Source organism: methane-oxidizing endosymbiont of Gigantopelta aegis (assembly GCF_016097405.1).
Taxonomy (GTDB): domain Bacteria; phylum Pseudomonadota; class Gammaproteobacteria; order Methylococcales; family Methylomonadaceae; genus Methylomarinum.
On the sequence record NZ_JAEHGD010000001.1, the window covers coordinates 94,288 to 107,484 of the forward strand.

14 protein-coding genes and 1 pseudogene are annotated in these 13,197 nt (G+C 47.7%); 1 reads left to right on the top strand and 14 read right to left on the bottom strand.

What is annotated here, in order from left to right; all coding sequences use genetic code 11:
- Positions 1-14: 14 nt before the first annotated feature.
- The 13 genes from JEU20_RS00480 to JEU20_RS00525 all read right to left on the bottom strand — a co-directional run bounded on the left by JEU20_RS00480 (position 15) and on the right by JEU20_RS00525 (position 10,189).
- Positions 15-581 carry a hypothetical protein gene (locus JEU20_RS00480; protein ID WP_198243001.1) on the bottom strand — a complete coding sequence of 189 codons (567 nt, stop codon included), beginning with the start codon at positions 579-581 and terminating at the stop codon, positions 15-17.
- A complete protein-coding gene (locus JEU20_RS00485) occupies positions 581-1,798 on the bottom strand; it encodes a type II secretion system F family protein (RefSeq protein WP_198243003.1) in 1,218 nt (405 codons plus the stop codon). The genes JEU20_RS00480 and JEU20_RS00485 overlap by 1 nt, the downstream gene beginning before the upstream one ends.
- Before the next feature lie 336 nt (positions 1,799-2,134).
- Entirely contained in the window at positions 2,135-3,256 is a 1,122-nt protein-coding gene (locus JEU20_RS14810; protein ID WP_245395035.1) for a GspE/PulE family protein, read from the bottom strand.
- Between the two features lie 75 nt (positions 3,257-3,331).
- Positions 3,332-3,631, bottom strand: a complete 300-nt coding sequence (locus JEU20_RS14815; RefSeq protein ID WP_245395036.1) for a GspE/PulE/PilB domain-containing protein — start codon at positions 3,629-3,631, stop codon at positions 3,332-3,334.
- A 2-nt stretch (positions 3,632-3,633) separates the two neighbouring features.
- Positions 3,634-3,909, bottom strand: a complete 276-nt coding sequence (locus tag JEU20_RS14820) for a PilZ domain-containing protein (protein WP_245395037.1) — start codon at positions 3,907-3,909, stop codon at positions 3,634-3,636.
- 32 nt (positions 3,910-3,941) lie between these two features.
- Positions 3,942-4,148 carry a hypothetical protein gene (locus JEU20_RS00495; protein ID WP_198243005.1) on the bottom strand — a complete coding sequence of 69 codons (207 nt, stop codon included), beginning with the start codon at positions 4,146-4,148 and terminating at the stop codon, positions 3,942-3,944.
- Between the two features lie 43 nt (positions 4,149-4,191).
- A complete protein-coding gene (locus tag JEU20_RS00500; protein WP_198243007.1) occupies positions 4,192-4,365 on the bottom strand; it encodes a hypothetical protein in 174 nt (57 codons plus the stop codon).
- Between the two features lie 96 nt (positions 4,366-4,461).
- Positions 4,462-4,746, bottom strand: coding sequence for a hypothetical protein (locus JEU20_RS00505; RefSeq protein ID WP_198243009.1), 285 nt, complete (start codon positions 4,744-4,746; stop codon positions 4,462-4,464).
- Positions 4,743-6,164, bottom strand: coding sequence for a PilN domain-containing protein (locus JEU20_RS00510; protein WP_198243011.1), 1,422 nt, complete (start codon positions 6,162-6,164; stop codon positions 4,743-4,745). The genes JEU20_RS00505 and JEU20_RS00510 overlap by 4 nt, the downstream gene beginning before the upstream one ends.
- Before the next feature lie 331 nt (positions 6,165-6,495).
- Positions 6,496-7,506, bottom strand: a complete 1,011-nt coding sequence (locus JEU20_RS00515) for a type II secretion system protein (RefSeq protein WP_198243013.1) — start codon at positions 7,504-7,506, stop codon at positions 6,496-6,498.
- Positions 7,507-7,537: 31 nt separating this feature from the next.
- Complete coding sequence (locus JEU20_RS00520; RefSeq protein ID WP_245395038.1) at positions 7,538-8,533, bottom strand: transposase; 996 nt, start codon at positions 8,531-8,533, stop codon at positions 7,538-7,540.
- A complete protein-coding gene (locus JEU20_RS14825) occupies positions 8,496-8,804 on the bottom strand; it encodes a hypothetical protein (RefSeq protein ID WP_198245660.1) in 309 nt (102 codons plus the stop codon). The genes JEU20_RS00520 and JEU20_RS14825 overlap by 38 nt, the downstream gene beginning before the upstream one ends.
- A 746-nt stretch (positions 8,805-9,550) precedes the next feature.
- Positions 9,551-10,189, bottom strand: a complete 639-nt coding sequence (locus JEU20_RS00525) for a tetratricopeptide repeat protein (RefSeq protein WP_198243015.1) — start codon at positions 10,187-10,189, stop codon at positions 9,551-9,553.
- Between the two features lie 128 nt (positions 10,190-10,317).
- On the opposite strand from JEU20_RS00525, the pseudogene JEU20_RS00530 reads away from it, so the two are divergent.
- Positions 10,318-11,875, top strand: a pseudogene (locus tag JEU20_RS00530) (IS3 family transposase).
- Here the strand turns inward: JEU20_RS00530 and JEU20_RS00535 are convergent.
- Entirely contained in the window at positions 11,847-13,142 is a 1,296-nt protein-coding gene (locus JEU20_RS00535) for an O-antigen ligase family protein (protein WP_198243017.1), read from the bottom strand. The pseudogene JEU20_RS00530 and the gene JEU20_RS00535 sit on opposite strands and share 29 nt — an antisense overlap.
- Between the last annotated feature and the right edge of the window lie 55 nt (positions 13,143-13,197).

Genomic DNA, 13,197 nt, shown 5'->3' on the forward strand with positions numbered 1-13,197 from the left:
CAATAAACGGAACATTAGTGTAAAACCAGAGTTTCGTGAGCAGGGTTAAGAATTAGAGTGACCGAATTAGGCGTGATTGCTTCGACCTCAATGGTATAAAGTTGATTATTTTTGATCACCGAGCTTGAATCACCTTCATGGAGATGAACGACATCACCGTCAATTTGCAACACAATACTCGATTGCTCATCCGTAGGGTGCGCCTTACCCTGTATTAAAAGCTGGCGTGCAGTTTTTGGATGATAAATCTTGCCGAGCAGCCGAATAGCCGGAAAATTCAATGCTTGCTGATCCGTTTGCGCTGAGGTGCTTTTACCGCGGCTGTTTTTTAGCGCCTGAAGGAAATTTTGGTTAATTTGGGTTGGGTCTTTAAGTGGCGGCGGTTGTTTTTTTTCGTCAGTTTTTTTAATCGCTGCAACCGGATCGCGCAAGACGGTTGTGGCTTTGTTGATATTATCCACAGACAGCTTGGATGAGCGGCTGTAAAGCATATTATTTTCAGCCTTTTTTTGTGTCTCTTCGGCCCAAGCGACGGTAAGCGACGTCGCAATAAGCCAACCTAAAAAAAATCGTAATAACATTAAGAAGGGCTGCCCCCCGCAGCAGAAAACATGGCCACCAGAAAGGCGGCATAAACAAATCCAATAATCCCACCGACAATAATGGTCATGGTCGGGGCGATTAAACCAATTAAGGTCGCAATCGCTTGTCGTAACAATTCATCGTGGTATTCGGTCATTTCGGCCAGGATTTCATCGAGCGCGCCGGAGCTTTCACCGACCTTGATCATCTGCATCACCAACGGCATATAGCCGGCATTTTCCAAAGGGTCAGCCAGGCTAGAGCCAAGCATCACCCGTTCACGGGCATGGGCGACATGGCTGGCCATAAATTTATTGCCATGCAGGTTTGACATAATCTCCAGCGCATCGATAATTAACACCCCGGCCGACAGCAACAAGCCCATCGCCCGGCAAAACAACACCGTCCCAGCCAATCTGAATACCTTGCCGAACACCGGAATATGTAAGGCGATACGGTCAATCCACCAGCGCGTGATTTTTACGTTATACAGCAGCACAAATACCGCAATCGATACGATAAAGCCCACCAGTAATATCATCGAGTTCGCGACAAACCAGTCGGAAACATCAATCAATGCCTGGGTAATCGGTGGCATTGGCTTACCCATGATTTTCAGCAGTTTTTTGATTTCCGGCACAATGCTCGTCAACATAAAGGCCACCAGACCAATTGCCATCAGCAAGGTAAAAGCCGGGTATTTCAAGGCACCAAAAATTTGTTTTTTTAATTTTCGGCTGATTTCCATTTCTTTAGCGGCCTGATCCATCACAGTGGAAAGCGAGCCGGTTTCCTCACCGACCCGGATCAAATGTACGATTAAATTGGAAAAAATACGGTGTTCCTGTAAGGCTTCGGTAAAGGTGCCGCCTTGTAAAATATGATCACTGATTTGTTGCCAGACTTTTTTGGTGCCGATGCGGCCATACCGACGCGTAATTTCTAACGCATCGAGCAGGCTGATACCGCTGCGCAGCATCACCGCCATTTGATGAAATGCATGTTCCACATCAAAGGAGGTGATGGAACGATAATCTAAAGGATTCAAGCTCCAGGTTTTTTCATCACCGGCTTTTTTCTTTAAGGGCGCGATCTTGAGTACCAGCAAGCCTTGCTGGCGCAGGGCCATGACAGCACTGTCTTGATTGGCACTTTCGATAATGTCACTGGTCTGTTGGCCGCTTCTGTCGCGGGCGGTGTAACTGAAAAACGGCATATTATTCCTCGTTGCTACGCAGAGCATAGGAATGCGGGGTTTGACGCTTTAGCCTCTGGTGACGTAGAACGTCACGGTATGCATTCCCACGCAGAGCGTGGGAACGAGAAAACTCTGCATTCCCACGCGGCAGCAACCGGCATCCTGCCTCAAGCTGCACTTGCACATCCTTGTGCGGCGGCAGCAACCGGCATCCTGCCTCAAGCTGCACTTGCACATCCTTGTGCGGCGGCAGCAACCGGCATCCTGCCTCAAGCTGCACTTGCACATCCTTGTGCGGCGAAGCGTGGGAACGAGAACTGACAGTAGCTACCGCGTGGGAACGAGAAATGACCATTACCATGACGACGCCACCAGCATAACTTCGTCGAACGAGGTTTTCCCCGCTATCATTTTGTCGATGGCATCTTCCAGCAGACTTTTCACGCCGTCAGCACGCATTTTAGCGACCAGCTCAGATTCCGACTCACCTTCTGCCACCATTCTGGCCCATTCGGTTTTCAGTTCCAGTAATTCATATAATCCAATCCGGCCGTTGTACCCTTTGTTCCCACAATAAATACAGCCGGCCGGGTCGTAAATGGTCTGGCCGACCAAATCAAGCCGGTCAATGGCGATGGCCTCCTTTTCCGTCAATGGGCGGGGAATCGGGCAGACATGACATAAACGTCGTAACAGCCGTTGCGCTACGCTCAAGCGCAATGCGGCCGCCACCAGATAAGGCTCCACCCCCATATCGATCAAGCGGGTGACGGTGGCGGCGGCTGAATTGGTATGCAGCGTGCTTAATACCATGTGACCGGTCAAGGCTGCCTTGATGGCGATTTCGGCGGTTTCCTTGTCGCGGATTTCCCCAATCATCACCACATCCGGGTCATGGCGTAAAATACTGCGTAAGGCCGAGTTAAACGTTACTTTGTCGGAATTGGCATCGATCTCACATTGCGCGGCACCGGCAATTTCATATTCAATCGGGTCTTCGACCGTCATGATGTTAATCGGTTTTTCTTTCAACAACATATTGATCGCCGCATACAGCGTGGTAGTTTTACCGCTGCCGGTCGGGCCGGTTAAAATCATCATACCCTGTATGCGTTTTAAAAAACTCTCCACAAGATATTGATGCTCCGGCATAAAGCCGAGCTGATCCAGCGTCAATGCTGTTTCTTGCGATACCAGCAATCGCAGGGTCAGCCGTTCGCCATAGCGGGTTGGCAAGGTCGCCACCCGTAAATCCACCTTACCGCGGTTGCCGCTGATGGTATGGCTGAAGCGGCCATCTTGAGGTGCCCGTTTTTCGGCAATATCCAGCCCTGCCATCACTTTCAGACGGCCGGTCAGTTCCATTGTGGTATCAGGCTTTAAATGCTCAAACAACTCGAGCTGGCCATCAATCCGCATGCGAACGGTAGCGCCTTTCGGCGTCGGGTCAATATGAATATCGGATGCGCCGCGCAAAAAGCTGAATCCAGCAAATGATTGGCCAGCTCAACAATTTCAGACAAAGCATCGTCTTCTTTTTGCTGGGCCGTTTTAGGGGGGCAAGTTCGGTGCCGTAAACCTTTTTAGCACCACGTCCAGGTCATGTTCATCGACATCCCAGACGACTATCGGCGCTTTTAGCATGCGCTCAAGACTATGCAGCAAGGTCTGGTTTTTCAGATTATGGCTGGCGACATGGACTTTTTTCTCCATTTCGATAAACGGCAACACCTTACGCCGTACCGCAATGGCGGCTGGAATGCGCATTGCGCAGGCAGGGTCCACCCGCACCGCCTTAATATCCAGATGATGATCGCCCGGCACAATCTGCACATGATCAACAAATTCCACGCCTAAGCGCACACCGCTATCGGTTTTTGTAGCCAGCGAACCTTCGCTTTGCGGGTGAGCTTTTTATGGCCGGTATCCAGCGATAAGGTCAATTCCATATCGGGCAAAACCGCTGCCTCGGGAGCCGGAATAATCAAGCCAGCGCCATGCGCTGAGGTATCGACAACCTCCGATTCCAATGTCAGTACCGCATCGGTAAACAAACTGGCCTGCCAACCCGATACCGGTGCGCGTTCGTCCTGACGCAGATCATCGGTTTTGGGTGATTTTTTTGCCAACTGGCTAAGGCAAACTGTGGTTTATTCATAATTTACATCCATAACGCCAGTTTCCATTGCATGGCACCTTCATCATCCGGCGATTGCATGGAAAAGATAACCGGTAACACTGAAATTTGCGGCTCGTTCCCCACGCTCCAGCGTGGGAATGCAAATGGCGTATAAGCCGGTGAACACCGGTATGGGTTCCCACGGAGGACCGTGGGAACCAGAAGTAAGGAAAATTGTGGTTTATTCATGATTTACATCCATAACGCCAGTTTCCATTGCATGGCGCCTTCATCATCCGGCGATTGCATGGAAAAAGAGAACCGGTAACACTGAAATTTTTTGTTGTTTTAAAGAAGAAAGTGCATGATACATGGCCAAATAATTGCCGCGCAGATCAAGCTCTTGTACGGTAATGGTTTCCCCAGGCTGCAGCCAGCTTTTAATATCGCGGATCGATTTTGACAAATCAGCAACCTGTAAGGTTTTACTGGTCTCTTCAATGACGATAACCTGATTATCGGCCAGGCTTTTGAAACCAGACCCGCCGTTTTTGCACTGTCCTCAGCACTGGTCATAAAGCCTGCAATGGCCTGGATTTTTGGTTTGCAGCGTGTTTTTTTTCTGCATTAGCGTATTCAATTGTTGATGCAAGCGCATTTCCTGTGTTCGTTTAGCGTTCAGTGCTGCAGGAGACAAGCCTTTTTGCATCATCTCGATATATTTTTTTTCGGCATCTTTTTTGGCTTCCACCATAAAATTACTGACGAACACAAAATAAATCACGGTGATAAACAGGGCGGGTAAAGCCCTTTTCAGCATCTGTTCGCGTTTTTGTTCCGGTGTCATGGCTGAGTGCTGTGTGTGGCGTTAATAAATCCTTCTAAGCCCTGGTCAAGCAGGGCAAAGCTAAATTGCCAGGGGCCATCATCCTCAAACAGCCCCATCGCTTTCTTGGTAGCCGGCTCCAGCTTCCAGCCCAGCGCGGAAATGCTCGGCTCAATGTTCGTTGTCAGTTGATTGACCAGGTAAGGCTTCAATGCATAGCCTGTGATTAGGATGGTATCGTGTTCCGGGCTGATTTGCTCAATCACCAAATCATCAGGACTATAGCGGGCCAACGCATCAAGCAGGGCGAGTGGCCGGTTTTGCAAGGCGCTGAGAGCGGCTGGAATTTGATCGACATTCTTTTCCATCAGCGACACGTCTTTGTTTAATGCATCCACCTTGTCGCGTAGCGTGGCGATAGTTTTGCTTAAATTGCCCGATTCCGATTCCAGTTGGCTCAGTTCCTGTGTTTTAAACTCAAAATCCTGCTTGAAATACCAGTTGACACTGAAATGTGCGCCACACAGCAGTGCAGCGGACACACCGCCGGCAACCATATACACAATATCCTTGTTCAGGCGTTTTTGCGGATTGAGCAATGGCACCTGAAGGTCATCGGCGGTTGCAAGATGCTTGGCCCACAAACTTAACCAAAATACCAGTGCGCCGTCTGAGGACAGCTTGTAATTTTCATCGGTATGGGCCATATATTCCATCTGGTCGCCAATCAGCGTTTCGGATTTATCCACTTCGCCGATTTCCATAATCCATTGGTCAACTTCCAGTTGCCAGTCAGGATTTTGTTTGGTGTGAAGGATTTGCAAGGTCAAACCCAACTCGGGCGTTTTTGCCAGCATAAATACGCTGCCGGGCCAATGTTCAATCCGAAACCAGCTCGGCACATCCGCACCCGAAATTAACACAGGCAAGCCGCCAGCATGGCATAACCCCCCGTACTGGCAGCGTTTTTTATGCAAGATTGCCTTGATTTTGGCTAAGGTTTCCTGAGCGACCAAGGTAATCCAGTAGTTGGCCATGTCATCGGCTGTGCCGATATAGTGATGCGATAAAAAACTTTTGCCCGCCGAATGGCCGGTCATACCCTCGTATTCAAATTGCAAAGCCTGTTCGAGTACCTCAGGCTCTACACCTTCCACTTGCACCGAAGGCAGGCTGAGCAAATAGGTCGGGAGACGGTTATACAATAGCCACACTTTGCGGCCAACTTTTGGCTGGTCGTCCGCTAACAGTTGCTCTAGTGTGTTGGGTAGCGTGTTGGACGATTTGCAGGCGATTTCAATTGGGTGGATTTCGCCTAACACATCCCCTTTGCGATCAAAATCGACGCGAAATGTGGTCGATTGCGTGATATAAAACAAGGTATGCGCGGGGCGGGAAAAGACCTTAGGTAAAGGAATGCGGAGTCGTTTTATATCCATTCGGGTTCGTTTTTTATTGTTATGTCCTGCGCTTTGTCAGGACGCGCCTGTGTCATGCGGCGAAAGAAAGTCCAGTGCCTTAAAACGCCTCATACCGCTGGGCTTTAGCATGAAAGCCCAGCGGTATGAGGGGAGCCTTAACTCCTGTACCGGCTCCGTATCATCCATAATCAAATTCCCTTAAGCGTCTTTTCATCCCTGTCAGACTTAAAACCGAACCGCGAGAAACAGAGGGGTTGTTTGCGGTTCGGTGTGTAGTGCTGAAATCAAGGAACAATGCCTGTATAGGGCAGGGCGTTGTTCTTATGAAGTCAGATTATTTGAAGTCAGATTATTGGTTCGCTACAGAAGCGTAGTGAGAAGCTAAAGCACCGCCCAGACCTTCTAATTTCATCATTGGCATGACGGTTGTTAAGAATTGAGCTGGCTTTTGAGTAGAACCTGTCCAAGTAGTTGAACCAATAGTGCCCGCAGCAGCTTGGTCGCCAGGATTGGTTTCTGGAACGTTATACCCAGTTGCAGCACTAGTACAGGTTGCCATATTGTTGACAGCAGTGGTTGTGGTGGCTCCTGCAGCGTAAAAGCTAGTTACAGCCTGATTGTTAGCATCTAAACAAACATTAGCTTTAGGGACAGCATAAACAGCCAAAATACGATTGTATTTGTTTTTTGCACTCATTGCCCCTGTTTTAGCAAAATGCACTGGTGCTTCAGCTATAGTTTTGCCAATCATAGCTGAGTCTTGACCAACGCCGAATAGAACGTAATCAAAAGCACTTGTATTTACTTTGCGCCCCAGGATTTTACTTAAAGCGGCATCGTCTGGAATACAGCCCATTGCATCTGTACCCATGGTACACGCCGTGCCTTTTACATTAATTGCTGCAAAAGACTGATTGGTTCCTGCTGATAGAGCAATATCCCCATTGGTAGCCGCGAAAGTGGCATCAGAAGTACCGTTATCCATTTGTTTTAGGTTGCTAATACCAATGTCAACAAATGCCTTGCCATCAATCGCGACTTCTTTAAGATAATCATTAGTACCTAAGCCCCCCATCATTTTGGTGTAGATGTTGCCGTTGGAGGTACTAGCTGTATTTGTAGTTGTAGTTATCAGCGAGTCATAATTGTCTGGATGACCCATAAATTGAACGTCATAACGTTGAATAGCTGAATTAACAGCATAAAGGCTGTCAGAGTTGACGCTGTCATGCGTTTTGCTGACAAATCCACCGACATACGGAATCATCAAACCGGCCAGACCAATCAAGACCAGTAAAACAACGGTTAATTCGATCAGCGTCATACCTGCCTGACGCGCTTTAGAGCTATAATACTTCATGTGGGTTTCTCCCATTTCGTTAGTTAATGTTTTAAGTGAACACTAACGAGTCCGCTGCCTGTTGCTGGTGAGAGCGTTCGACAGCGGGGGGGGAGGCCCTTTTCAAATAATCACGCTGAAAGCGTTCTTGCTTCGGAAAACAGGCGTTCAATCCTGATTTAATGTCCTCAGCAATCGTTTTATACAAACGCCAGGGTGTCAATGCACGCGGCCCATCCATTTTCGTCAAGGCCTTGGTAAAACACCGCTGCGCGATCTTTTCCGTAACCACCGCATACAGAAGTTTGCCCTGTAAATACAATTCGGCCAATTGACTGTCTTTACGGGCACGTAATTGATTGATCGCCAACAGGCTTTTCAGCCGTTTGATCACCAATTCCACCTGCCAGCGTACACGATAGAGCGCGGCAGCCGTTTCGGTGCTGAGCAACTCGACCGGCACGGACGTTAAAATTAAGACCCATTCACTGAGATAGAGCGTTTTTTCCTGGGCTGTACGTCCTTTGTTCTGCGCTCTGAGTTTCGCTTTACGCCGGGCTTGCGCCGCTTTTTCGGCAGGTAACGGAACCGCATGTACCGTGCAGGCGATTCGTTTAGTATCATGGCACAAATAAACCGGAATAGCCCCCGCTTGTTTCCCGAGACGTTGTAATTTCGTTTCCCAGTCAATTTTTATCATTTTGCCGTGCTCGTCAAGCTCGTATAAATTCATGCTGTGTGCGTTATAGCGCAGCACAATATCGCCACCTCGGTCAATAAAAGGCACCAACGACTTCGGTTGATTGTAGCCACGATCAATCAACACGACATCGCCCGATTCCAGCACATAATGGTCAAGGCTTTCGCCAATCTTGTCCGTACTGACTTCAACCTGGCGCAATGTCAGTGAAATCAAATCTATCGCGATATGTAGCCGATACGTGGTTTCTGTCGCACCGGGTTCCTGCACGGTCGAGCCATCAATAATAACGAAGCTTAATGAACCACTGTCAACCACCTGATGCAACCCAAATACGCCCGATAGCAAGGATTTTACCCAAGGAACGCAGGCCGCCAGTCTTTTTTACCGCCGTATCACTCAGGTAGCCCTGTAAGTGAGCCACCTCGCCGGCGCAACTCCGCAAGGAGAAATCCAGACCACAGTAGAGCATCACCAACTGTAACAGTTGTAAGGGCGAACGGATCTTGCGCGCACGCGTGAAGGCTTTAAATTCATAGGCTTGTTGTTGATAATCTTCTGGAAGTTCTTGCACAAATTGTTCAAAACGAGTATCTATGTGAGGTGGCTGCTTTTTCATAGGGTTTTCACTTTTGTCGGCAAAAGACTCTATGTGGTGGCCACACCTTTATTTTTCAACACGTAATCAATGATTTAATGGCTTAAGTTGGCGCTTATGGGGAGGCCCTTCCCCATGTTCATGTAAGCTCCGTTATCTATCCACCGTCCCGGTGTTCATCTTCCCTGAAATGAACGAACTTGTTAGACACGGTATTTAATGCAGGGAGTGTGCCAGGTTTTTATTTTTGGCATAAAAATAGCGTTTTTCTTTAGTTTGTATTGAGATTTGTTCGCTAAGCGATTGATTTTTATCATGACAATAAAGAAATTATTTTTAGGGAAATGGGTTGTGCTGCATTGGCGAGCAGAGGGTCAGGGTTGGTGTGGAGCTAAAAATAAAAAACTGCGGCATATGACACAGTTTTTTGTGTTAAATAACATAGTTTAATTCTCTTAAAAGGGTCAGAGTCCTTTCTATAAAGCGTCACCTCTCGTTCTCGTTCCCACGTTATACGTGGGAATGCCTGTAGTGACGTTGCACGTCACATGACGCTAGAGCGTCAGGGTATGCATTCCCACGTGCAACGTGGGAACGAGAAACGAGAAAAGCCGGTAGCTGTCGCCGCACAGGGATGTGCCAGTGCAGCGTAAGGCAGGATGTCCGTAGCTGCCGGCGTGGGAACGCATTTAGTGACGTTGTCCGTCACGTGACGCTGGAGCGTCAAGGCATGCATTCCCACGTGTAACGTGGAACGAGAGTAAGGGTTAGTCATGTGATTGGGAAAGTTGTTTCTCCAGCACTTGAATATGCTGTTTGATCATGCGTTGATAGCGTTGTCTCGATTCATCCTGGGGTGACAGGCTGCGTATGCCAGGCGTGTTAAACCAGCGGGTGGATTGTTTTAATACCTGCAAGGCTTTTTGGGGGTGTTGATGTCTTTGATAATACAGGGCCAGGTCAATACTGGCCATTTCAGAGGTTGGGTCTAGCCTGTGGGCGTGTTTTAGGAGTTGTTCGGCAAAAGGTTCGTCGCTTGGCGGAAGCAGGTCGGGAATCATTTTTAGCCGGATTTCGTTTTCATGGTCTGGGAAGTTTTGTACCAACTGCGCCATTTTTAAATAGTAACGGCTGTATGTGGGAGATTGCTGGAGCATTTGTAATGTATAGTCGAAGGCCTTATTGATAATTTTTTGTTTTTGTTGGCTATCAGGATCATGCAGGGCCTGGTAGTGATAAAGCTCTGTCAGGCGCAGTAAGGGTGAGGGGTGGTTTGGATTGAGCTGGTGATAAAAAAGTATGGTTTCGGCGTTGAGTTTTTGGTTGTCGCGGGTGCCAAACCAATCCGATTGAAATTCCATGTTAGCGGTGATGTAGCTGTTGATGGCCAGGGTTACCCAGGCCAAGCTCAGGCAGAGTGGTGCTAAGGCGCTAAACAGTTTGGCTTCGCTGAGAGGTAGGACGTAAAGCGGTTTAGGTTTCCCCCTATGTCAACATACCTGTCGCCTAGGAAATTTTAAATCAGGAGACAAAAATGAGCGTATTTAGCCAAGAATTTAAAGTACAATCAGTAGAAAAAGCATTATCCAGAAGACCAGAACAATCGCTAAAGCAAATTGCAGTTACTTTAGGTGTGGGTTACTCCACACTTCAAAAATGGATTCGGTTAGCTAAGAAAAATCAACTCGAAAAAACAGAGTCAAACATGTCAAAAGAAAAAAGCCCTCAAGATTGGAATACAGTAGAACGTTTTGAAGCCATTGTTCATTGTCATCATCTCACCGATGATCAGGCTAGCGCCTATTGTCGTGAACAAGGCATCTACTTACATCATCTAAATACCTGGAAAGCGGAATTTTGTCAGAATCTAAATCAACAGAATCCGTATATAAACAGGCGCAAACAAAACTCAAACAAGAAAACAAGCGTTTGCATAAGGAGCTAAACCGCAAAGAGAAAGCGTTATCAGAAACAGCGGCTTTACTGGTGTTATCAAAAAGTGCCAAGCGATCTGGGGGAAAAGGCGGCCGATTAATCGCCTACTCAGATCGCCAACACTACAGCGCACTCATTGATGAAGCCGTTGACAATGGAGCGCGGCAGAAATTAGCCTGTGAACTGGTGGGTATATCAGCTCGAACCTATCAGCGTTGGAACCGGGGAGAAGGACTCTCAGAAGACCTACGACTGCACAATACAGCGCCTGTGCACAATCAATTATCCGAGGCCATCAAGCAAGAAATCATCACCGTGATTAATAAACCGGAATACAGCGCTTTAACGCCGCATCAAATCGTTCCGAGGTTATTGGATTTGGGCTGCTATCTCGCATCAGAATCAACCTTTTATCGTGTCATGAAAGCCCACAACCAGCTTAAGCACAGAGCTAAAGGAGCCGCAGGTCAGCATAATAAACCGCAGTCACTCAAAGCCACACAGGCCAATCAAATCTACTCGTGGGATATTACGTATTTATTAAGCCCCGTCAAAGGGCAGTATTTTTACCTCTACATGGTGATGGACATCTATAGTCGGAAAATCGTAGGCTGGCAAGTTCATGATGCCGAATCAAGCGCACACGCTGCTGATTTGATCGAAGATATCGCTCGCCGGGAAAACATCGACAAAAAGCAATTGGTGATACATTCTGACAACGGCAGTCCGATGAAAGGCGCAACATTAAAGGGCCAAATTGGTCGATTTAGACATTGCCACGTCGTTCAGCAGACCTCGTGTCAGTAATGATAATCCTTATTCAGAATCGTTATTTAAAACAGTCAAATATCATCATACCTTTCCAGAAAACCCTTTTTAAAACATTAAGCGAAGCCAGGAACTGGGTTGAAGCTTTCGTTTGTTGGTTCAACAATGAACATCAACACAGTGCGCTCAAGTTTGTAACACCCAACCAACGCCATAACGGCTTAGACAGCGCCGTACTCGAAAAAAGAAAACGAGTCATCGAGCAAGCAAAAAGAGACAATCCAGAGCGATGGAATGGACGACAAACACGAAATTTAACGCCCATTGGCCATGTTTATCTTAATCCGGATAAGGAAAATTTCAACACAACAGAATGTCAAGCAGCTTAATAAAATTCATTTCGTAAATTATTGCAAAAAATGCGACAGGTTGGTTGACATTTAGCGGTTTGCAGGATGAGTGGTAGGCCAGTGCCAGGAAGAAACCGGCGAGTATATTTAAGCCTATATGGTAGAAGATAAAATCGGCGGCTGCATGAATAAAGAAGGTGGCGGCGGCTAATGCTAATGCGCCGGTTAGCAATGCAGGAGTTGTTGATTGAGGATGTGGCTGAAGGTTATGACGCAACAGGCGAGCGATCAGGATTAAAGGAAGCAGAGCTAACAATAGTAGAATTGGGCCGCCTTCGTGTAAAAATTGTAAATAATCATTGTGTCCAAAATAGCCACCTGAGACTTCAGCGGGGTTACGATATTGTGGATAGATTGCGGCAAAACTGCCAATGCCGCTACCTAAGACAGGATAGTCTTGAGTGATTTTTAGCATGGATTGATAAAGCATGATGCGGGCATTGATGGAGCCGATGCCAGGAATGGTGCCGTTTGTCAGTGCTGTTTTGTCGGCCATGTCTTGCCCGCCCATCCCTTTTGCGTAGCCGTATATGAGCAGGAAGGAGAGGGCGACTGTCAGGCACAGTTGTATGGCTTTAGATGGCGTGAGTTGTCGGTAACGGTTTGCCAAATAGAGTAAAACCGGCAGTGTCATCAAATAGCTCAGCATGGAGCCGCGTGAATAGGTGGAGAATAGGGCGATGCTTAGCAGGGCGGTGAATAATAAGTAGCGTTTTTGTCCGTTTTTTCCTGGGCTGAGTAAGTAAAAGGCATTGACAGGGAGTAGGCCTGCGGCGAATAACGCGCCAAAATTACCTTGATAAATCATCGGGCCATGTGTGGATTGGGCTGTGTTTAAAAATTCTCCGGTTGCCCAGAATGCGTAAAAGCCTATTACCAAAAGGAGCAAGGTGAGGAGTTGTTGGTCGCTGACCCAGGGTTTTAACCAGCCACGGAGCAAGAAGGCAAACGGGAAGGCGCTAATAATCCAGGCGGTATAAAAAGATAGCAATGGTGCCTGGCTCCAGAGGATGGTGGCAAATAGCCAGAGGATTGTCAGGATGGCGAGCAATTCGGGCAGCCGGATGATTAGTTGCGATGCTTGGCGCAGATTGTAATACAGGGCGATGGCGGCAGTTATCATCAGGAGCAGGCTGCTGACTGTTAGGTTGATGATGTTGAGGCCGGTGCCTTTATAGGTGATCGCGATAAACAAGCTGCTGGAGATTAAAGCCAGAAGCCCAATGGAGAGTGTATTGTGTTTCATGCGGTTTTGGGATGTAAGATAAAACCATCCTTGAAGCAATTATCAGGCCAACTAT